Origin of the sequence: Neisseria sp. HMSC078C12 (genome assembly GCF_001838065.1) — a bacterium.
GTDB lineage: Bacteria > Pseudomonadota > Gammaproteobacteria > Burkholderiales > Neisseriaceae > Neisseria.
This window is the reverse complement of record NZ_KV835588.1, coordinates 1-22,194: the sequence shown is the minus strand read 5'-3', so window position 1 is coordinate 22,194 and position 22,194 is coordinate 1. Positions and strand designations below refer to the sequence as shown.

The 22,194-nt window shown below is 48.7% G+C and carries 17 protein-coding genes and 1 tRNA gene; 10 read left to right on the top strand and 8 right to left on the bottom strand.

Annotated elements, in window-relative coordinates:
* Together HMPREF2596_RS03290 and pepN are read left to right on the top strand one after the other, a co-directional pair.
* The coding region (locus HMPREF2596_RS03290) for a YadA family autotransporter adhesin (RefSeq protein ID WP_210401060.1) at positions 1-2,205 on the top strand (2,205 nt) is incomplete at its 5' end.
* Positions 2,206-2,359: 154 nt separating this feature from the next.
* Positions 2,360-4,981, top strand: coding sequence for an aminopeptidase N (gene pepN, locus HMPREF2596_RS03285; protein WP_070849622.1), 2,622 nt, complete (start codon positions 2,360-2,362; stop codon positions 4,979-4,981).
* Positions 4,982-5,166: 185 nt separating this feature from the next.
* On the opposite strand, the gene porB is transcribed toward pepN, so the two are convergent.
* The 6 genes from porB to HMPREF2596_RS03255 form a co-directional block, all read right to left on the bottom strand.
* On the bottom strand, positions 5,167-6,303 hold the full coding sequence (gene porB, locus HMPREF2596_RS03280) for a trimeric porin PorB (RefSeq protein WP_070849620.1): 1,137 nt from the start codon (positions 6,301-6,303) through the stop codon (positions 5,167-5,169).
* A 389-nt stretch (positions 6,304-6,692) separates the two neighbouring features.
* The gene (ilvC, locus tag HMPREF2596_RS03275) at positions 6,693-7,706 is read right to left on the bottom strand and encodes a ketol-acid reductoisomerase (RefSeq protein WP_070849619.1); all 1,014 of its coding nucleotides are present in this window, start codon (positions 7,704-7,706) and stop codon (positions 6,693-6,695) included.
* Positions 7,707-7,766: 60 nt separating this feature from the next.
* The gene (locus tag HMPREF2596_RS03270; protein WP_003748478.1) at positions 7,767-8,060 is read right to left on the bottom strand and encodes a putative quinol monooxygenase; all 294 of its coding nucleotides are present in this window, start codon (positions 8,058-8,060) and stop codon (positions 7,767-7,769) included.
* 65 nt (positions 8,061-8,125) lie between these two features.
* The gene (ilvN, locus tag HMPREF2596_RS03265) at positions 8,126-8,617 is read right to left on the bottom strand and encodes an acetolactate synthase small subunit (protein ID WP_003748480.1); all 492 of its coding nucleotides are present in this window, start codon (positions 8,615-8,617) and stop codon (positions 8,126-8,128) included.
* A 10-nt stretch (positions 8,618-8,627) separates the two neighbouring features.
* Positions 8,628-10,355 (bottom strand): biosynthetic-type acetolactate synthase large subunit, encoded by a 1,728-nt coding sequence (gene ilvB / locus HMPREF2596_RS03260; RefSeq protein WP_070838723.1) that lies wholly within the window; start codon positions 10,353-10,355, stop codon positions 8,628-8,630.
* A 389-nt stretch (positions 10,356-10,744) separates the two neighbouring features.
* Positions 10,745-10,829 (bottom strand) — tRNA-Leu (locus tag HMPREF2596_RS03255).
* 282 nt (positions 10,830-11,111) lie between these two features.
* Between HMPREF2596_RS03255 and HMPREF2596_RS03250 the strand changes: the two genes are divergently transcribed.
* The 4 genes from HMPREF2596_RS03250 to hisD all read left to right on the top strand — a co-directional run bounded on the left by HMPREF2596_RS03250 (position 11,112) and on the right by hisD (position 14,655).
* Positions 11,112-11,774 carry an SCO family protein gene (locus tag HMPREF2596_RS03250; protein WP_049349096.1) on the top strand — a complete coding sequence of 221 codons (663 nt, stop codon included), beginning with the start codon at positions 11,112-11,114 and terminating at the stop codon, positions 11,772-11,774.
* An 81-nt stretch (positions 11,775-11,855) separates the two neighbouring features.
* Positions 11,856-12,509 (top strand): ATP phosphoribosyltransferase, encoded by a 654-nt coding sequence (hisG, locus tag HMPREF2596_RS03245; protein WP_003748485.1) that lies wholly within the window; start codon positions 11,856-11,858, stop codon positions 12,507-12,509.
* 48 nt (positions 12,510-12,557) lie between these two features.
* Positions 12,558-13,283: an oxygen-insensitive NADPH nitroreductase gene (gene nfsA / locus HMPREF2596_RS03240; protein ID WP_070849617.1), complete on the top strand. Its 726-nt coding sequence runs from the start codon at positions 12,558-12,560 to the stop codon at positions 13,281-13,283.
* A 79-nt stretch (positions 13,284-13,362) separates the two neighbouring features.
* Positions 13,363-14,655 (top strand): histidinol dehydrogenase, encoded by a 1,293-nt coding sequence (gene hisD, locus HMPREF2596_RS03235; protein ID WP_070849615.1) that lies wholly within the window; start codon positions 13,363-13,365, stop codon positions 14,653-14,655.
* 112 nt (positions 14,656-14,767) lie between these two features.
* Here hisD and HMPREF2596_RS03230 read toward each other — a convergent pair whose 3' ends face one another.
* Complete coding sequence (locus HMPREF2596_RS03230) at positions 14,768-15,649, bottom strand: prephenate dehydrogenase (RefSeq protein ID WP_070849614.1); 882 nt, start codon at positions 15,647-15,649, stop codon at positions 14,768-14,770.
* A gap of 297 nt (positions 15,650-15,946) precedes the next feature.
* On the opposite strand from HMPREF2596_RS03230, the gene HMPREF2596_RS03225 reads away from it, so the two are divergent.
* From HMPREF2596_RS03225 to HMPREF2596_RS03210, 4 genes are all read left to right on the top strand, one after another.
* Entirely contained in the window at positions 15,947-16,441 is a 495-nt protein-coding gene (locus tag HMPREF2596_RS03225; protein WP_003748495.1) for a MarR family transcriptional regulator, read from the top strand.
* A 49-nt stretch (positions 16,442-16,490) separates the two neighbouring features.
* On the top strand, positions 16,491-17,897 hold the full coding sequence (locus tag HMPREF2596_RS03220) for an efflux transporter outer membrane subunit (RefSeq protein WP_070849612.1): 1,407 nt from the start codon (positions 16,491-16,493) through the stop codon (positions 17,895-17,897).
* Between the two features lie 226 nt (positions 17,898-18,123).
* Entirely contained in the window at positions 18,124-19,314 is a 1,191-nt protein-coding gene (locus tag HMPREF2596_RS03215; RefSeq protein ID WP_070849610.1) for an HlyD/EmrA/EmrK family protein, read from the top strand.
* Between the two features lie 101 nt (positions 19,315-19,415).
* Entirely contained in the window at positions 19,416-20,942 is a 1,527-nt protein-coding gene (locus tag HMPREF2596_RS03210; protein ID WP_070838709.1) for a DHA2 family efflux MFS transporter permease subunit, read from the top strand.
* 42 nt (positions 20,943-20,984) lie between these two features.
* On the opposite strand, the gene thrB is transcribed toward HMPREF2596_RS03210, so the two are convergent.
* Positions 20,985-21,902, bottom strand: coding sequence for a homoserine kinase (gene thrB / locus HMPREF2596_RS03205; protein ID WP_049323758.1), 918 nt, complete (start codon positions 21,900-21,902; stop codon positions 20,985-20,987).
* Positions 21,903-22,194 lie beyond the last annotated feature (292 nt).

Sequence of the window (22,194 nt, the reverse complement as noted above, 5' to 3'; positions counted from 1 at the left end):
AACAACGCCGGTAACAAGATTACCAACGTAGCTGACGGCGACCTCAATGCCAACAGCAAAGACGCCGTTAACGGCAGCCAACTGTTTGCGACCAACCAAAACGTCGCCAACAACGCCGCCAATATCGCCAAAGGCATTAACTTCGGCGGTACCACCGGCAGCAACAACTACGCATTGGGCGACACCATCAATGTCAAAGGCGACAGCAACATCATCAGCGAAACCGTAGCCGGTGGTGCGCAGCTGAAACTGGCCGATGTGTTGAATGTCGGTCAAGCGGCTCCGGTGAAAATCGATGGCGACAAAGGCGAAGTCAGCGGCTTGAGCAATACGACTTTGGGTGGCAGCGATTTTGCCCAAGGCAAACGTGCGGCGACCGAAGAGCAGCTGAATGCAGCCCAAGATCAGTTGGTGAATGTATTGGGTGGCAATGCGGCCAATAACGGCGGCAACATCAGCATGACCGATATTGGCGGTACGGGTGAGAACAACATCCACGATGCGATCAAAGCCGTCAATGCAACTGCCAATCTGCCTTTGACTTTCGGCGGCGACAGCGGCAAAGACGTTGAACGCAAACCGGGTACAAAGCTGAATATTGTTGGCGGTCAAACCGATGCAGCCAAACTTTCAGACGGCAATATCGGCGTTGTAGCGAATGGCTCTGATAAGTTGGAAGTCAAATTGGCTAAAGACTTGGCAGTTGACAGCGTCAAAGCCGGCGATACCACAGTCAATACTGACGGCGTGAAAGTTGGCGATGTCAACCTGACTAAAGCCGGCTTGAACAACGGCGGTAACAAGATTACCAATGTTGCAGCCGGTACCGATGATACTGATGCGGTGAATGTTGCTCAGTTGAACAAAGCTGCGGCTGCGGCTAAGACTGAAGTCGTTCAAGGCGATAACATTGTTGTTACTCAGGATGTAGGCGCCAATGGCCAAACCATTTACAAAGTGGCGACCGATAAAAACCTGAAAGTCGACAGCGTTACCGCAGGCGATACCGTGATGAATAATGACGGTGTGAAAGTCGGTGACGATGTTGCATTGAACAAAGACGGCTTGAAAGCAGGCGATGTGAATCTGACCAAAGCTGGCTTGAACAATGGCGGCAATAAGATTACCAACGTTTCAGCCGGTACGGATGACACCGATGCAGTCAATGTTTCCCAACTGAAACAAGCTGCCGCTGCATCTAAGACCGAAGTCGTTCAAGGTAAGAACATCGTTGTCACTCAGAAAACAGGCGACAAGGGTCAAACTGTTTACGAGGTGGCAACCGATAAAGACTTGGATGTTGACAGCGTGAAAGCCGGCGATACCGCAGTCAATACTGATGGTGTGAAAGTGGGTGACGATGTTGCATTGAATAAAGACGGCTTGAAAGCAGGCAAGGTAAACCTGACGAAAGACGGCTTGGATAATGCGGGCAACAAAGTAACCAACGTAGCGGATGGCGACCTCAATGCAAACAGCAAAGATGCCGTCAACGGTAGCCAGTTGTACGCAACCAACCAAAACGTGGTCAACAATGCTACGACGATCGCCAAAGGCATTAACTTCGGTGGTACGACCGGCAGCAACAACTACGCGTTGGGCGACACCATCAACGTCAAAGGCGACAGCAACATCATCAGCGAAACCGTTACCGGTGGCGCTCAGCTGAAGTTGGCTGACGAGATTAGCGTGAAGACCGTGAATGCCGATACTTTCAAAGCAGGCGATACTGTGATGAACAAAGACGGTCTGACCGCAGGCAATACCGTGGTCAACAACGACGGCGTAACCATCGCTGCACCGACTGAAAACAATCCGAACAACCAAGTCAAATTGTCTCCTGTCGGTCTGAACAACGGCGGCCAACGCATTACCAATGTGGCTCCGGGTAAAGACGGTACAGACGCGGCAAACGTGAACCAGTTGATTGGTTTGGGTACCGAGTTGCAGAACAACATCAACCAAGTAGGTAAGAAAGCCTACGCAGGTGTGGCCGGTGCCATTGCCCAAGGCTCGATTCCGCAAGTAACCCGTCCGGGTGCGACCGGTATCGGTGTCGGCAGCGGCTACTACGGCGGTCAGTCTGCTATGGCCATCGGCGTGTCTGCGATGAGCGACGGCGGCAACTGGATTGTCAAAGGCAACTTCTCGGCCAATACCGACGGTCATGTCGGTGTCGGTGCCGGTGCGCTGTATCAGTGGTAAGTTGGCAATGACAGGCAACTAGATTTGCTGCCTGAATAGGGAGGCCGTCTGAAATTTTAGGTTTCAGACGGCCTTTTTTCTGAAAACACTTGAATTTAGGCTATATGAAACGATATGCTTCATCTATTTACCGCATGACTCTGAAAGAGAACAAATGAGCAAAACCGTCCATTATTTGAAAGACTACGCCGCGCCAGCGTACCGTATTCTGAAAACCGACCTGCATTTCGATATTTTAGAACCGCAAACCATCGTCAAATCCAGTCTGACCGTTCAACCTGAAAGAGCAGGGGAGCCATTGGTATTGGATGGTTCGGCAAAACTGCTGTCCGTGAAAGTAAACGGCCAGGCTGTAGATTATGTGTTGGAAGACGAAAAACTGACGATTGCCGGCGTGCCGTCTGAAAACTTCACGTTGGAAGTGGAAACTGAAATACTGCCGGCTGAGAACAAATCTCTGATGGGTCTGTATGCTTCCGGCGGCAACCTGTTTACCCAATGCGAACCGGAAGGTTTCCGCAAAATTACCTTCTACATCGACCGTCCGGATGTCATGTCTAAATTTACCACCACGATCGTTGCAGACAAAAAACGCTATCCGGTGTTGCTGTCTAACGGCAATAAAATCGATGGCGGCGAGTTTTCAGACGGCCGTCATTGGGTGAAATGGGAAGACCCGTTTGCCAAGCCGAGCTATCTCTTTGCTTTGGTGGCAGGCGATTTAGCGGTAACGGAAGATTATTTTACGACCATGAGCGGCCGTAAGGTCAAAATCGAGTTCTACACTACTGAGACAGACAAACCTAAAGTCGGTTTTGCCGTGGAATCGTTGAAAAATGCGATGAAATGGGACGAAACGCGCTTCGGCTTGGAATACGACTTGGATATTTTCATGGTCGTTGCCGTGGGCGATTTCAATATGGGTGCGATGGAAAACAAAGGTTTGAATATTTTCAACACCAAGTTCGTGCTGGCCAACAGCCGTACCGCAACCGATACCGACTTTGAAGGCATTGAATCTGTGGTCGGCCACGAATATTTCCACAACTGGACGGGCAACCGCGTGACCTGCCGCGATTGGTTCCAATTGTCGCTGAAAGAAGGCTTGACCGTATTCCGTGATCAAGAGTTTTCCGGCGATCGAGCCAGCCGCGTGGTGCGCCGTATCGACAATGTCCGCATGCTGCGCTTGTTCCAATTCCCTGAAGATGCGGGTCCGACTGCGCATCCTGTCCGCCCGGCCAGCTATGAAGAGATGAACAACTTCTACACCATGACCGTCTATGAAAAAGGGGCGGAAGTCGTGCGCATGTATCACACCTTGCTCGGAGAAGAGGGCTTCCAAAAAGGCATGAAGCTGTATTTCCAACGCCACGACGGTCAGGCGGTAACCTGTGATGATTTCCGTGCCGCAATGGCAGACGCAAACGGCATCAATCTTGATCAGTTTGCTTTGTGGTACAGCCAAGCCGGTACGCCGGTTTTAGATGCTCAAGGCCGTCTGAAAGATGGTGCATTTGAATTGACCATCAAACAAACCATTCCTGCCACGCCCGATATGGCGGACAAACAGCCGATGATGATTCCGGTCAAAACCGGTTTGCTAAATGAAAAAGGCAAGGCGGTTGAGTTTGAATATCAAGGCAAACGGGTGAAAGAGGCGGTTTTGGTATTGACTGAAGCCGAGCAGACTTTTGTATTGGGCGGCGTCAATGAGCCGGTTATCCCGTCTCTGCTGCGTGATTTCTCTGCACCGGTTACCCTGAACTATCCATACAGCGAGCAAGAATTGGCCACTTTGCTGGCGGCAGATGAAAATGAGTTTGCACGCTGGGAAGCTGCTCAAACCTTGTACCATCGCGCCATTAACGCCAATCGTCAGGCATTGGCAGAAGGCCGTCCTTTGCCTGAACACAAAGCATTGATGGACGCTTTGGCTTTGGTGGTCTCCGGTGATTTCGACCCGGCATTCCGAGCCATTTTGCTGCAAATGCCGTCTGAAACCGATGTATGGGCGGAAGAAGAAAATATTGACCCAATTCAAGTTCATCAGGCGCGCGAAGCCTTGCTCAATGCCGTTGCCGTCAAGTTCCTGCCACAATGGCGCGAGCTGAACCGTCAGGCTGCCGAGCAAGAAAACCAAGCTGATGCCGCTGTTCGTTATGAATACAGCCCGGAATTGGCCGGCTGGCGTACCTTGCGCAATGCTTGCAGGGCATTTATCCTTCGTGCTGACGCAGCGCATATCGAACACGTTGCGGAAAATTACGAGGCAATGGCGCAAAATATGACCCACGAGTGGGGTATCTTATCCGCAATCAACAGCAATGAAAGCGAAATCCGCGATCGCTTGTTGACGCAATTTGCCGATAAATTCGCCGATGATGCCTTAGTAATGGACAAATACTTTGCCCTGATTGCTTCAAGCCGCCGCAAAGATACTTTACAGCAAGTTCAGACGGCCTTGAATCATCCTAAGTTCAGCATCGAAAACCCGAATAAGGCCCGTTCTTTGTTGATCAGCTTCAGCCGCAATATTCCGCATTTCCATGCAGAAGATGGTAGCGGCTACCGCTTTATAGCCGATAAAGTGATGGAAATCGACCGCTTTAACCCACAAGTTGCCGCCCGACTGGTGCAGGCTTTCAATATCTGCAACAAATTGGAAGCCAACCGCAAAGCCGTCATGATCAAAGAATTGCAACGCATCAATGCACAAGAAGGTTTGTCCAAAGATGTAGGCGAGATTGTCGGTAAGATTTTGAATGAAAAATAAAGCTTGTTTGTTGACCTTATTGTAATTTGGCAATAAGGATAGATAGACTAAAGGCCGTCTGAAACCAATTGGTTTCAGACGGCCTTTTTATATATCAACGCTTAAATCAATTTTCGTTGAGGGTAGGGAATATGAATAAAAAAGAGCCTGTATAAAACAGGCTCTTTTTCATACTAACCCGAAGATTAGAATTTGTGACGCAGGCCAACCAAACCAGAGATGGTTTCAACTTTGTGAGGGCCAGACTCAGCACCACGCAACCAGCCGGCAGAAACCAAAGCAGTAGTGCGTTTAGAGAAGTCGTAGTCAGCACCAACGATGACTTGATCGTATTGAGTGCCTTTCAGTTTTTCACCATCAACTTTAGCTTTGAAGCCGTGAGCGTAAGAAACGCGAGGAGTTACGTTACCAGCGCGGTAAGCGGCAGTAGCCGCAACTTCAACAGTTTCAACACCTTTGCCATCCAAACCAGCAGCAGTGCCAAATACTACGTTAGAAGCGTTAACTGGAGAAGTTTTATCTTCACGCATTTTGGTAGTTACAACGCCGTTAGACTGAGCTTGAGCATAGTCACCCAAAGTCTCCCAGTTTTTAGCATATTGACCGGCTACAGACACGAACAGATTGTTAGCATCGTAACCAGCTACCAAACGTTGTACGTGACCGTCTTTAGTATCTACAGAGTTTTTACGGAAACCACCAGCGTATTGGCCGAAGAAACCAGAATTTTCATAGTTCAGGCCAGCGTAGTAAGTGTCATGAGAAGGATATTTGTGTTTGTATTTGTCATCAGAGTTCGCATTGTCGCGTGGAGTGTATTGTACGCTTGCGCTGAAGCCTGAGAATACAGGGCTGTCGTAACGTACAGAAACTGCACGTTCGTCAACACGGGTAAATACAGACATGTTCAAAGCGCCGTTGCTGCTTTCCCATTGGTCAACATTGTCGCTAGAGTCTTTAACAGTAGAGTTCAGTTTACCGGCACGAATTTTACCGAAGCCACCTTCCAAACCGATGAAGGATTCGCGAGAAGCCCACTCTTTGTCGCCACCGGCGATAGAAGTGTTTTGTTCAACTTGCCAGATGGCATTCAGGTTGTTACCCAAGTGTTCGTGGCCTTTGAAGCCGATACGTGAGCCGAAGTCAGCGATTTCGGTAGCAGTTTTAGAGCTTTTATCGTGACCCAGTTTAGCAGCAGTTTGTTCACCCAATTTTACTTTGGATACTTCAACGCCAGCTTTAATTTGGCCGTACAGAGTTACGTCAGCCATAGCTGCAACAGGCAGAGCCGCCAGAGTCAGGGCAATCAGTGATTTTTTCATTGCTGTTTTCCTTTTTTAAGTGTGAAGAAACGAGTATTCGTTCTTCTTATTGCGATATCGTTCTCTTTCAACGATTCCATGACCATAATATAAAGGTTATGGCTTAGGAAAACAAATTTTCCTCTTGTTTTGAGTGATTTTTGCTGGGAAACGTTGTTTTTTACAGACAGGGTGGAAGTAGAAGGCGGTCGTTTATTTTGTAATGTGTTTTTCTAAAAGGGAATTTTAGGATGGCTATAAAATATGGGGGATATAAAATTTGGTTGTGAATATTGTTTATCGTGTTTTCAGACGGACTTGGTAATTGGAATTTATCGTGTATTGGGTTTGCAAATATATAAAAAACCTGCCTGATTGCTCGGGCAGGTCTTATTTGATTGAAAGACAGATTAGTTTTTATCTTGGTCAACCAGTTTGTTTTTGGCAATCCAAGGCATCATAGAACGCAGTTGAGCGCCGATTTTTTCAATTTGGTGATCAGCGGTCAGACGGCGGCGGGCTGTCATGCTGGCATAGTTGACGGCACCTTCTTGAATGAACATTTTAGCGTATTCGCCGGTTTGGATGCGTTTGAGGGCATTGCGCATGGCTTCGCGGGATTTGTCATTGATGACTTCGACGCCGGTCACGTATTCGCCGTACTCTGCATTGTTGGAAATGGAGTAGTTCATGTTGGCGATGCCGCCTTCGTAAATCAGGTCAACAATGAGCTTCATTTCGTGCAGGCATTCGAAGTAGGCCATTTCTGGGGCATAGCCTGCTTCGGTCAGGGTTTCGAAGCCGGTTTTGATCAATTCAACCACGCCGCCGCACAATACGGCTTGTTCGCCGAACAGGTCGGTTTCGGTTTCTTCGCGGAAGTTGGTTTCGATTACGCCGCCTTTGGTGCCGCCGTTGGCCGCGGCGTAAGACAGGGCGATGTCGCGTGCTTTGCCGCTTTTATCTTGGTAAACGGCGATCAGGGAAGGTACGCCGCCGCCTTTCAGGAACTCGCTGCGTACGGTGTGGCCTGGGCCTTTAGGGGCAACCATGATAACGTCGAGGTCGGCGCGGGGTACGATTTGGTTGTAGTGTACGTTGAAGCCGTGAGCGAATGCCAATACTGCGCCTTCTTTCAAGTTTGGCTCGATTTCGTTTTTGTATACGACAGGTTGGTTTTCGTCAGGCAACAGAATCATCACAACGTCGGCTGCTTTGGTTGCTTCGGCAACGGTGCGCACGTCGTGGCCGGCTGCTTCGGCTTTTTTCCAAGAGCCGCCTTGGCGCAGACCGATGACGACATTTACGCCGGAGTCTTTCAGGTTTGCTGCGTGTGCGTGACCTTGTGAGCCGTAACCGATGATGGCAACGGTTTTGCCTTTGATCAGAGAAAGGTCAGCGTCTTTATCGTAATAAACTTGCATTTTATTTCCTTAGTGTAAGAGGGTTCCGGACAATCCGGGTTGAGTTAAAAGTAATAGGGGTTAAGCGGGGACTTGGTTCATCAAGACGATTTCCAATGCTTCGGTTTTTCCTTCGATGGATTTGACGAAGTTTTGGAAATGTTCGCTGGCATTGTGTTCGTCAATAGCTGCTTGGGATTTCCAATTTTCTACGAATACGAAACGGTTGGGTTTGCCGATTTCTTGGTGCAGGTCGTAGCTGATGTTGCCTTCTTCTGCACGGCTGGCTTTGACCAATTCTTTAAATTGGGCAGCCAGAACCTCGGTGTATTCGGGTTTGACGGTAACTAATGCAACGATTTGGATGCTTGACATGTTTGTCTCCTGCTGTTTTCAGACGGCCTTGGTTGAAAGTAACAGGCCGTCTGAACGATACAGCGTTAAATTTTCAAAATACGCTCGCCGCGGCCGATGCCGGCTGCACCTGTACGTACGGTTTCCAAAATTTGAGCACGACCGACTGTTTCGAGGAAAGAGTCGAGTTTTTCGGTAGAACCTGTGATTTCGATGGTATAGCTGCGGTCTGTTACGTCAATAACGCTGCCGCGGTAGATTTCGGTCAATCGCAGGAATTCGTCGCGGTCTTTGCCGACGGCGCGGACTTTTACCAACATCAGTTCGCGTTCGACAAAACGGCTTTCGTTCAAGTCAACCACTTTGACAACTTCAATCAATTTGTTGAGTTGTTTGGTGATTTGCTCGATAACGTGCTCGTCGCCGTGGGTAACAATGGTCATACGGGACAAGGTTTTGTCTTCGGTTGGGGCCACGGCCAGGGAATCGATGTTGTAATCGCGTGCGGAGAATAAACCTACCACACGGCTCATCGCACCTGATTCGTTTTCCATCAGAATAGATAAGATATGTCGCATTTTTTTCTCCTTACGCTTTTGCAATATCGCGCATATGCGGCGGCAGAACCATTTCATCCAAACCTTTGCCGTTGCCGACCATAGGCAGTACGTTTTGTTTCTTGTCTGTCAAAAAGTCGAGGAATACCAAACGGTCTTTTTGGTTTAATGCTTCCAACAGGGCGCCTTCGACGTCGGATTTTTTGTCCACACGGATGCCGATATGGCCGTAGGATTCGGCCAGTTTGACAAAGTCGGGCAATGAATCGAAATAGGTTTCCGATTCGCGGTTGCCATAATACAGCTCCTGCCATTGGCGAACCATACCCAAATAGCCATTGTTCAATGTAACGACATTGATGGGGACATTATATTGGAAGCAGGTGGACAGCTCTTGGATATTCATTTGAATAGAGCCCTCGCCTGTGATACAGAAGACGTCTTGTTCCGGAGCCGCCAGTTTGGCACCGAGGGCGTAAGGCAGGCCTACACCCATCGTACCCAAGCCGCCGGAATTGAGCCATTGGCGGGGACGCTCGAATGGATAATATTGAGCGGCAAACATTTGGTGTTGGCCAACGTCGGAAGTAATAATGGCTGAGTTTTTGGTAATTTCTGCCAGTTTTTGAACAACGTATTGTGGTTTAATGATTTCGCTGTCGTTTTCAAACCACAGGCAGTTGTGCGAACGCCATTCTTCGATGGTTTTCCACCATTTGTCCAATGAGTCGGCTGAAGGCGCAGTTTCTTGTTTGCCCCACAGATGAGTCATTTCAGTCAATACGTTTTTCACGTCGCCGACAATCGGAATGTCCACTTTAACGCGTTTGGCAATGCTGGACGGGTCGATGTCGATATGGATGATTTTTTTGGGTTTGTCCAAGAATTTTGACGGTACGGAAACCACGCGGTCGTCAAAGCGCGCACCGATTGCCAAAACGACGTCTGCATTTTGCATCGCTAAATTGGCCTCGTAAGTGCCATGCATGCCCAACATACCCAAGAATTGGCGGTCGCTGGAAGGGTATGCGCCCAAACCCATCAATGTGCCGGTACAGGGTACGCCGGTCATGCGGACAAATTGGGTCAGTTCATCGGAGGCGTTGCCCAATACCACGCCGCCGCCGAAGTAAACGATGGGGCGTTTGGCAGAAGCCAGCATTTGTACGGCTTTTTTGATTTGGCCGATGTGGCCTTGTACAACCGGTTGGTAGGAGCGGATGAAGATGTCTTCTTGCGGATAGCTGAATTTGGCCATCGCTTGGGTTACGTCTTTAGGAATATCGACGACAACGGGGCCCGGACGGCCGCTGGCGGCAATTTGGAAGGCTTTTTTAATCGTATCAGCCAGCTCGCCAATATTAGTAACCAAAAAGTTGTGTTTAACACAAGGGCGGGTAATGCCGACCGTATCCACTTCTTGGAACGCATCTGTACCGATGAGGGAATTGCCCACTTGGCCGCTGATGACGACCAGGGGGATGGAATCGCTGTACGCAGTGGCAATACCGGTCAATGCGTTGGTTACGCCCGGACCGGAAGTTACCAAGGCCACACCGACTTTGCCGCTGACGCGGGCATAGGCATCTGCCGCATGTACGGCTGCCTGCTCATGGCGGGTCAGAATGTGCTTGAATTTGTTGAGTTGGAAAATGGCATCGTAGATTTCGATAACCGCACCACCGGGATAGCCGAATACGTATTCAACACCTTCGGCTTTGAGACTTTGCACGACGATTTGTGCGCCTGATAATTGCATATTGACCTCTTTTATGCGGTTTCTAACCAATAGGAACAATCCGCCTCACCACAGCACCTGTAATGCAATTCCGCCAAGCAGCGATTTAGGGTACGCGCATTGAGGGAATACGGCGACAGTCAGACTGTCCAAACAATTGGAAAGGAACACAGAGTTTGTGAAAAAGAGTAGAAAAGATAACGCAAACCGACTGTTCAATCAAGATAAAATCTTTCATCTTTTAACATTTGAAACAGGAAAATAGATTGAAGGTTGATTTTAAAGAAATAAAAAAACAGTTTTATTGATCTTGGTGTGGATGGATTGTTGACAGTTTGAGTAAGGAGAAGGTTTTTGCAAATGAAGAATAGCAAAAAACCTCTTGACTGAATCAAGAGGTTTTTTAAATTTGGTGCCCAGGGTCGGACTCGAACCGACACACCTTGCGGCGGGGGATTTTGAGTCCCCTGCGTCTACCAATTTCGCCACCTGGGCTAGCGAAGAAGTCGTCATTATAGCGAGTTCTCGAATCTTGTAAAGCGGTATTTGAAAAAAAATTGAATTATTTTTATATTTATTTGATTTTTAATGAATTAAACTTTTTGAGTTTAATGCCTGTCCAAATGGAAGGCAGGTTTTTAAAACAAAAAAACGGTATTTATCTACAAAAGGGCTACTTTTAATGTGTCAAACGCGTTAATATGAAGATGTTTTGTTTTTAGACTGGCCGGGTGGTTGTTTGGCCTTATTTATTTGAAACGGTTTTGGAGAAAATTTATGCTTTCCGTTACACGAACTTTCTTACTCAGTGCTATTGCGTTGGCCACCCTGGCTGCTTGTCAGCCTAAAGAGGAAGCCAAAGAGGCTTCTTCGGCGCCTGCCGCTTCTGCCGCACCGGCCGCTTCCGGTGAATCTACTGCCAAAGCGCAAGCGCGTGGTACTGATATGCGCAAAGAAGACATTGGCGGCGATTTTACATTGACCGATGGCGACGGCAAACCTTTCAGCCTGAGCGATTTGAAAGGCAAAGTGGTTATCCTGTCTTTCGGTTATACCCACTGTCCTGACGTGTGCCCGACCGAGTTGCTGACTTACAGCGACACTTTGAAACAATTGGGCGATCAGGCTAAAGACGTGAAAGTGGTATTCGTCAGCATCGACCCTGAGCGCGATACGCCTGAAGTAATCGGTAAATACGCCAAACAGTTCAACCCCGATTTTATCGGCCTGACGGCCACCGGCGATCAAAGCCTGCCAGTCATCAAGCAGCAATACCGCGTGGTATCGGCTAAAGTGAACCAAAAAGAAGACAGCGAAAACTATTTGGTCGACCACTCTTCAGGTGCATATTTGATTGATAAAAACGGTGAAGTGGCGATTTTCTCGCCTTACGGCAGCGAGCCTGAAACGATTGCAGCCGATGTGAAAACTTTATTGTAAAACCGTAGTTGAGGCCGTCTGAAATGGGTTGTGGATTTCAGACGGCCTTCTTGCTTTTGATACGGCAAAGGAAAAGAAAAAATGACCGACACACTTTTAACGATTGCTTTATCCAAAGGACGGATTTTTGAGGAAACCCTGCCGCTGTTGGCCGCCGCCGGTATTGTGCCTGCGGAAGAGCCGGAAAAATCGCGCAAACTGATTATTGGTACCAATCATGACAACATCCGTTTGGTGATTGTGCGCGCGACCGATGTGCCGACTTATGTGCAATATGGTGCGGCGGACTTCGGCATTGCCGGTAAGGACGTGCTGATCGAGCATGGCGGAGACGGTTTGTATCAACCTTTGGATTTGCACATCGCCTCATGCCGCATGATGGTTGCGGTTAAAAAAGGTTTTGATTATGCCGCCGCTTCCCAACCCGGCAGCCGCTTGCGGATTGCCACCAAATATCCCGACATCGCCGCTGAACATTTTGCCGGCAAGGGTGTGCATGTTGACATCATCAAACTGTACGGCTCGATGGAGCTTGCGCCTTTGGTCGGTTTGAGCGACGCGATTGTTGATTTGGTTTCCAGCGGCAATACGTTGAAGGCCAATGGTTTGGAAGCTGTAGAACATGTGGCTGATATTTCCAGCCGCTTGGTGGTCAACAAGGCGGCATTGAAAACCAAATATGCGCTGTTGAATCCGATTATTCAAGCATTTGAAAATGCTGCTAAGGCCGTCTGAAAAGTTTTTGGTAAAACCTGTTTGCCAACCCAGTTTGAAAGCCCTGTCATGATGCAAAGTAAACCGACACTCGATACGATTCTTTCCCATCGCTCCATCCGCAGGTTTACTTCCGAACAGATTACCGATGAAATCCTCGATACGCTGGTGCGCGCCGGGCAGCAGGCTTCGACTTCCAACAACCTGCAATGCGTTTCCATCATCCGCGTATCCGACCTTGCGCTGAGGCAGGGGATACATGAAGCGGCAGGAAGCGCACCTTATATTGTCCATTGTGCGGAATTTTTACTATTTTGCATCGATTTTTCCAAACACAAGGCGATGTTTCCCGAGGCGCAAATTGATTGGGCGGAAGCCACCCTGATTGGCGCGGTCGATGCAGGCATTATGGCGCAAAACGTCTTGCTAGCCGCCGAATCGCTTGGGCTGGGCGGCGTGTATATTGGCGCATTGCGCAATAATGCGCAAAAAGTGTCGGACGTATTGAACCTGCCGGATTATTGCGTGCCTTTGGTGGGGCTCTGCCTCGGTTATCCCGACCAAGACCCGCCGTTCAAACCGCGCCTGCCGAAGGAAATGGTGTACGCCGAAAACGCCTGTCCAAGCCTGAATGCCGATGCGGTTGAAACCTATAATCAGGCAGTAGCGGATTATTATGAGTTACGCAAGGGCAGCCCGATACCTTGGAAGGAATCGCTGGCTAAAACCTTGGGCAATCCCGTGCGGCCGCATATGTTGGCGTTTTTGCAGAAAAAAGGTTTTTTGAAAAAATGAAAAGATAATGTTCAGACGGCCTGTGTGTGGCTGAGGCCGTCTGAAAACAATAGGAACGAAACAAGGAAGAGAGCAAACCATGAAGAAACTCGACACTCAATCCCCTGATTTTCAAGCCGAACTCAAAGCGTTACTTGCTTTTGAAACCGCGCAAAATCCTGAAATCGACCGTATTGTTGCCGATATCTGCGCCGATGTTCAAAAACGCGGCGATGCGGCGCTGATTGAATACACCAACCGCTTTGACGGTACATCCGCTCAAACCATCGATGATTTAATCCTGACGCAAGACGATTTGCAGTCGGCGTTTGAGCGTTTGCCTGAAAACATTCAGACGGCCTTGAAAACGGCCGCGAGACGGGTGGAAAGCTACCATAAACACCAAAAAATGGAGTCGTGGACTTACGAAGACGAAGACGGCACGCTTTTGGGCCAACAGATTACGCCGCTTGACCGCGTCGGCATTTACGTCCCCGGCGGCAAAGCGGCGTATCCGAGTTCCGTCATCATGAACGCCATGCCTGCCCACGTTGCCGGTGTGAAAGAAATCATCATGGTCGTTCCCACTCCGAAAGGCGAGCGCAACGATATTGTGTTGGCGGCTGCTTTTGTGGCCGGTGTGACCAAAGTGTTTACGGTCGGCGGCGCGCAGGCGGTTGCAGCTTTGGCCTATGGTACGGAATCGGTGCCTCAAGTCGATAAGATTACCGGTCCGGGCAATGCTTTTGTCGCTGCGGCCAAGCGACGCGTGTTCGGCGTGGTTGGTATTGATATGGTGGCAGGGCCGTCTGAAATTTTGGTGATTGCCGATGGCACGACGCCTGTCGATTGGGTGGCGATGGATTTGTTCAGTCAGGCGGAACACGATGAAATTGCACAAGCGATTTTGATCGGTACTTCCCAAGCGTATTTGGACGAAGTTCAGACGGCCATGAACCGCTTGATCGAAACTATGCCGCGCCGGGCGATTATTGAAGCTTCATTGGGCAACCGCGGCGCAATGATTTTGGCTAAAGACTTGGACGAAGCCTGCGAAATCGCCAACTATATTTCTCCCGAACACTTGGAACTGTCGGTTGAGAATCCGCAAGAGTGGGCGAAAAAAATCCGCCATGCCGGCGCGATTTTCATGGGACGCTATACCAGTGAAAGCCTGGGCGATTATTGCGCAGGTCCCAACCACGTTTTACCGACCAGCCGCACAGCGCGTTTCTCTTCTCCTTTGGGAACATATGATTTCCAAAAACGCTCCAGTCTGATTCAGGTTTCAGAACAAGGCGCGCAGAAGTTGGGTAAAACCGCCAGCGTGTTGGCGCATGGCGAAAGCTTGACTGCGCACGCCAGAGCGGCTGAGTTCCGTTTGAAAGACTGAGTGAAACGTTGGTTAAAGTCGTAAGAAATCAAAAAAAGGGCATCTAAACAGATGCCCTTTTTATTGTGATGAAGGTTTGGCCGAGAAGGCATCAGGCCGTCTGAAAACAGGTTTAACGGTTTTTCAGCCAGTCATTACGCATTTGTGCGGCTTCTTCAAAATAGCGGTAAAGCTCGGTTTTGTTGCCGTCTGAAAGGAGTTGTTCCAATTTGGATAATTGTTCTTTCAAATTGCCGGTCAGTTTGAGCAGGGCAGGGCGGTTGGCCATGCAGATGTCTGTCCAAACGGCAGGATGGCTGGAAGCAATGCGGGTAAAGTCGCGAAAGCCGGTGGCGGCATAGGGGAGATAGTCTTTGCCGTGCGGATGGTCGAACAAAGCGTGGACATAGGCAAAGGCGGTCAAGTGCGGCAAGTGGGAAACGGCGGCAAAAATATTGTCGTGTTCTTCGGCGCTCATGGTGAAAATCTGTGAACCAACCGCCTGCCACAGGCTTTTCAGCCGTCTCAGGCCGTCTGAAGCTTCTTGGCCGTGTAGCGTAATGATAAGGCGGCTGTTTTGAAACAAACCGCAACGCGCGGATTTTGCGCCGCTTTGATCCGAACCGGCAATTGGGTGGGCGGCAAAACATTGCGGCAGGCGCTCGGACAAGTGGGTGCGGAAGGCATCGAGTGCCGATTGTTTGGTGCTGCCGACATCGGAAACGCAGGCCGTTTCTTTTAAGAAAGGCTTGATGTCGCGGCATACGTCAGGCAGGACGGAGACCGGCGTGGCAATCAAAACCAAATCGGCATGGCCGATGCTTTCGGCGCAAATATTCGGGTAGGCATGGTCGATGATGCCGCAGTCGAGCGCGTAATTGAGGTTGTCGGCATTGGTGTCGATGCCGGTAACGCTTTGCACCAGCCCCAAGCGTTTGAGGTCGAGCATGAACGAACCGCCGATTAAACCGACGCCGATAAGGGTGATATGGGGGAAAAAGGCGGAAGTGTTCATGGTTTGAATCCGGTTTTAAATGGAAAAGCTTATTTTAATCTGTCATCGAGGCCGTCTGAAAGATGAAATCAAGGTTTCAGACGGCCTTTTTTAGGGTCGATTTTTCATGATTTAGGCATAGAAAAATCCGTTTAGTAGGATCATGTAACCGATTATCAGATTTTCATACACTAAAATAATCATCTGAATTAGTATAACGTCTTAAAGTAAGTAATTGGTATCTTAAAGTAAATTATTACATCATATTTTATTCTGATTGGTATCGGATAAAATAATTCACTCAGAAAGAAGGAATTTATGAGTTTTTCACAAACCGAATTAGTCAATGCAATGCATTTGCTTTCTACCCGCCTGCCTCAATTTCCCGAGCAGCAAAACCAAGTATCCCGTATGTTGCGCATTGTAACCGAACGTTTGAGCAGCCATTTGAATGAAAACCTGAAAGCGTTCGGCATCAATGAAAACCTGTGGTTTTCCCTGATGGCGGTTTACGTCAGCCCAAACAGCGAAATCCTGCCTTCGCGCTTGAGCGATCTGATGGACTTGACGCGCACCAGTGCAACACGCCTGTCGGACGACATGGTTGAGCGCGGCTGGGTAGAGCGTTATATCAATCAGAAAGACCGTCGTCAGATTGTGCTAAAATTGACCCCTTCGGGTGAGACCTTCATCCACGAAGTATGGCCGCAAATTGCCCGTCAGAGCGGCCAGGCGTGGGAAGATTTCACGAAAGAGGATTATGATACGCTGCAACATCTGTTGGGTAAACTGTTGAACCGTTTGGGCAATTGACAACAGACGGCCTGATGGTCTGCGGCAGGCACACATAAACGGAGTCTGTATGAAATTAGGTTTGGTCAAATCAAGCGTATGCGTTGTCGCTGTTTCGCTGTTGGCGGCATGTGCGCCTTTCGGCAAACAGTCGCCTTTGGATGAGACAACAGCCTATCCGCTGCCTCAAGGCCAATCTGCCGCTGCTGCCCAAGACGGCTGGTGGATGAAGCTGAAAGATAAAAAATTAAACAATTTGATTGCTTCCGCCATTCAGACATCTACCAATCTGCGTGTCGTCAAAGCAAGGTTTGAGCAGGCTCAGGCGCAGCTGGGAGTTGTAGGGGCTGCAAACAAACCGCAAGTCGGCTTGGGCGTTACAGGTCTGGGTGCTTATGTTTCACCCAAACCTCAAGCCGGTATGGTCGATACCGACCATACATTGGTTTTGGCGAACGCAGCCTTGCAAGGCAGCTTGGTTTTTGACTTTTGGGGTAAAAACCGAGAGCAGATTCAAGCCGTTTTGGGAAAAAGCCGGGCTGCGGTTTATGAGGCGCAGCACATCCGCACCGAGCTGGCTCACGCCGTTGCCGCCCAATATTTTGCGTGGCAGATGGCGACAGAACAACTGGCGCTGCTGGATACGCGCATAGAGTTGGCGGATAAAGCATTGAAACTGATGCAACAACGCGTTAAAGCGCAGCTGGCTCCTGCCGATGCATTGCACGCTCTGGAAATGGCGCAACAACAATTGCAGCTTGAAAAATCGGCATGGACTCAGAAAAACGAGAAAATCCGCAACAGTCTGGCAGTGTTGACCGGCCGTGTACCGGGTGCATTAAATGGACAGGTTCCGGAAAAAATGGCCGCTGTGCCGTCATTGCCGGTTAGCCGTATTGAAGCGGACTTGCTGGCGGCCCGCCCCGATATCGCGGCACAAAAAGCCTTGCTTGAAGAGAAATGGCATATCGTCAAATCAACCGAAGCAGAATTTTATCCGAATATTGAGTTGAAAGTTTTGGCAGGCATGACGCATATTGATGCGTTCAATCTGATTCGCGGACGGACATCCGGTATGTTGGGCATCGTTCCGGCTTTGAATCTGCCATTGTTCACCTCCGGCGCGCTGCAGTCCAAATTGGCGGGCAAACGCGCCCAATATAACGAGCAGGTTGCCGTGTACGACCAAACTGTTTTGAACGCCATGCGTGCGGCGGCAGATGCCGTCGTGGACTATCAAAGCCTGAAAAGCCGACAAGATACTTGGAGCAAGATGGTCAATATTGCAGATAAATCTGTGCAAAATGCGAAAGGACGTGTTCGTGCAGGCTTGGATAACGGCTTGACCGCCTTGCAAAAACAAGACGAAGCGGCGCGTACGAAAATGTCGGCAGTCCAATACCATGCAGAATATCTGACAGCTTGGAGTAACCTCAATGCCCAGTTGGGCGGAGGCTTTAAATTAAATAAGAAATAAACGTTTGATTAAAACGGTAGGCCGTCTGAAAGTGATTTCAGACGGCCTTTTGCTTACCTTATTTACATTTGCTACCGGAAGAAATTATTGTAATGAATAGAGTGTAACTATAAAATATGACCCTTTAGCGCGTTAAACGCGCGTATTGGGGGCTGATGGTATAAGTCAGCTACCCGACAAGACAATAATATCGTTATCACATGTGCAGAATTTAAAGTTGGGACTTATGGATACTCAATCAGAAAAAAATAATGTCCAAAATGAAACGGAAGTAGCCGCTTCCGGCGCTAAAACGCATCGCAAACGCAATTTAGTTATCGTTACACTCCTATTCCTTATTGCGGCAGCAGGAGTCGCTTTGGCGTATTTCCTGTTTTGGCAGCATGAAGAAGAAACGGAAGATGCTTATGTGGCCGGTCATTTGGTGATGATTACCCCGCAGGTGAACGGCACGGTGCGCAAAGTCATGTATGACGATACCGATGTCGTGAAAAAAGGCGATGTTTTGGTGGCTTTGGACGACAGCGATTTTCAGCTGGCATACGATCGCGCACAAAATGAATTGATTCAGGCCATCCGTCAAAACAAGCAGCAAACTGCGGTCAATTCAAAAGCCAAAGCGCAAGTATTGTTGCGTAAAGCCGATCTGGCCCGTGCGCAAGCCGATTTGCGCCGCCGCGAATCTTTGGCGGGTACGGAAGCGGTTTCCGGCGAAGAACTCAGCCATGCCCGCGCCGCTGTGGTTCAGGCTCAGGCTGCATTGAAAGCGGTTGAGGCGGAAGAAGTTTCTGCTCAGGCAGTATTGGGCAGCAATATTCCGCTGCGCCAACAACCGGCGGTTCAGACGGCCATCAGTCACATCAAAGACGCTTGGCTGAATCTGCAACGTACGCAAATCCGTTCGCCAATCAGTGGCCAAATTGCCAAACGCAATGTCCAAGTCGGCCAACGTATCGCGCAAGGTACGCCGATGATGGCCGTTGTGCCTCTGTCTGAATTGTGGGTGGATGCCAACTTTAAAGAATCGCAACTGCGTAAAATGAAAATCGGCCAGCCTGTTGAAATGACAGCCGATTTGTACGGTAGCAAAGTGGTTTACCATGGCAAGGTAATGGGCTTGTCTGCCGGTACGGGCAGTGCGTTCTCATTGCTGCCGGCGCAAAATGCAACGGGCAACTGGATTAAAGTCGTGCAACGCGTGCCGGTGCGCATCAGTTTGGATGCCAAAGAATTGCAAAAAAATCCGCTCCGTGTCGGTTTGTCGATGACTGTTAAAGTCGATGTTGCCGAGAAGGGCAGCGGTAAAGCCATGACTGCCGAAGCAGAACGAAATACTGCGCTGCCGGAAACGGAAAGTGTGGATTGGAAAGCCGCCGATGCTTTAGTCGATAAAATCTTCGAGCAATACGCAAAATAATCTTTTCAGACGGCCTGGGTCTTTTATTGAAGGCTCAGGCCGTCTGAAATATTGATTCTCTTCAATCGACCGCTTTGGTGGTTGTCTTATAGTTTAAAAATATGAATTATCCGCCGTTACAAGGGTTTAAGCTGGTGTTGGCAACTTTGGCGCTCAGCTTGGCCGTATTTATGGAAGTCTTGGACAGCACCATCGCCAACGTCGCCGTGCCTGTTATTGCAGGGGATTTAGGCGCGGCTACCACGCAGGGGACTTGGGTGATTACCTCATTTGCCGTAGCCAATGCCATTTCCGTCCCTCTGACCGGCTTTTTGGCCAAGCGGTTTGGCGAGGTTAAAATCTTTATTGCTGCCGTGATTGGTTTTGTCGTAACGTCATGGCTGTGCGGTATGGCGCATAATCTTCAAGCCTTGGTTTTTTTCCGGGTATTGCAAGGCTTTATCGCCGGGCCTTTGATTCCCTTGTCCCAAAGTCTTCTGATGGCTTCCTATCCGCCTGAAAAACGAACATTGGCATTGGCTTTGTGGGCGATGACTGTCGTTGTTGCCCCTGTATTGGGACCGATTCTAGGCGGTTGGATTTCGGACAACTGGCATTGGGGATGGATTTTCTTTATCAATATCCCAATCGGGGTTTTATCCGCTTCCATCGCTTGGAAACAGCTTAGACACAGGGAAACCGAAATCATTAGGGCGCCGATTGATTACGTCGGGCTGGTGTTGATGATTGTCGGTATCGGCGCATTGCAAATGATGCTTGATAGAGGCAAAGAGTTGGATTGGTTTGCCTCGGGAGAGATTATCGTTTTGGGCGTTACCGCTTTGGTGTTTCTGACCTATTTTATTGTTTGGGAGCTGGGCGAGAAATACCCGATTGTTGATTTGTCATTGTTTAAAAATAGAAACTTCACGATAGGCGTTGTTGCGACATCCTTGGGCTTTATGGTCTATATGGGCACATTGACCCTGCTGCCTTTGGTGTTGCAATCAAATCTCGGCTATACCGCTACTTGGGCCGGTTTGGCTGCTGCGCCGGTGGGTTTTTTGCCGATTATTCTATCGCCGATTATCGGTAAGTTTGGTAATCGCGTCGATATGCGCCTGTTTGTCAGTGCCAGCTTCTTGGTGTTTGCCTACACATTCCATTGGCGAACCGATTTCTATGCCGGTATGGATATGAGCAACGTCGTTTGGCCGCAATTTTGGCAGGGTTTAGGCGTAGCCATGTTCTTCCTGCCTTTGACCAGTATCACGCTGTCGCATATGAAAGGCAACCAAATTGCCTCGGCCAGTAGCCTGTCTAACTTCTTGCGTGTCTTTATGGGCGGTGTCGGAGTATCCGTTGTCAGCACCATGTGGGAACGGCGCGAAGCTTTGCACCATACTCAGCTGACCGAACATATTAATTCATTGTCCTCAATCAGCAACCAATCTATTCAAGGCATGATGGCCAATGGCCTGAGCAAAGAGCAAGCCCTGGCTGCGATAAATAGTACCATTTCCCAGCAAGGCTTTATTATTGGCTCAAATGAAATCTTCTTGGCAGGCAGCATCATATTCATCAGCATGATCCCCATTATTTGGCTGGCAAGGCCGCCATTTAACGGTTCCAGTGGGGGAGGACATTAGATAAAAGGCCATCTGAATTTCAGACGGCCTTTTATCTATATATTATTTAAGACTCAATAACAGATCTCTAAATGCATTCGGATCTTTAATAAATGTCATTTCACCTGATTGAGGAAAATGGAAATCCAGTAGGCGGGATACCCAGAAACGGATACATCCGGCTCTTTGTGCAGTAGGGAAATATGCACGTTCTTCATCAGATAAAGGACGCACGCTTTCATAGCCATGGATAAAAGCATCATAAAGAGCAGGGTCTAATTTATTATCGGCTGTCCGCGCCCAGTCGTTAACTGCAATGGCCAAGTCGTACATGAAATTACCATTGCACGCATAATAGAAATCGATAAAGCCGGAAACTTCATCTCCATTAAGCAGTACGTTGTCTTTAAATAAATCGGCATGGATAATACCGGAAGGCAAATGTTCTCCAAGATTTTCATCTAAAGCAGCAATTTCAGCTTGAAGCAGTTTGGCATCTTCGCTATCTAAAACCGGGAGTAACTGAGTGCAGGCATCATGCCACCAGCCATCATAACGGGGATTTTTCATTTTTAAAGGAAAATCTTGGCCGGCTAAATGCATTTTGGCCAACATCGCGCCAGTGTGGAAACATTGTGCCTCAGTCGGCCAGCCGGTATCGGAGCCATTCAAACAAGTTACCAAGCAAGCAGGTTTTCCGGCTAAAATAGAATGCAGTCCACCGTCTTTACGAGCAATCGGAGCGGCGCAGGCAACGCCATTTTGGCTCAAGTGTTGGTTTAGCTCTAAAAAGAAAGGCAGTTCCTCTGATTTTAAAACCTCAAAAACGGTCAGCACATAACGACCGGTTGAAGTAGTCAGAAAATAATTACTGTTAGTAATTCCTTGCGCAATCCCCTGCAAAGAGACAAAATCTCCCAAATCATATTGCAGCAAGAAATCGCGCATTTGAGCGTCGGAAACACTGGTATAGACAGACATAGAAAACTCGAAGCTGAAATAAAAATCAAAGAAACATCATACCAAAAAACAAGCGTCAACAATATAAATTAAAGCATAGGTTAAATTCAAAAGGCCGTCTGAAACCAAAATTTCAGACGGCCTTAGTATTGAATCGGGTTGAATATAGGACGCGAATAGGGAAGATTTGAGGTGTTTTTAGAAAAATAAAAATCCTGTTAAAACAGGGGAGTGATTAAATTTTCGAAAATAATTTTGCGAAAGGTGTTGACGGGTTTTGCTGGTAGGCGTATAGTTCGGTTCTTCGCTGCTG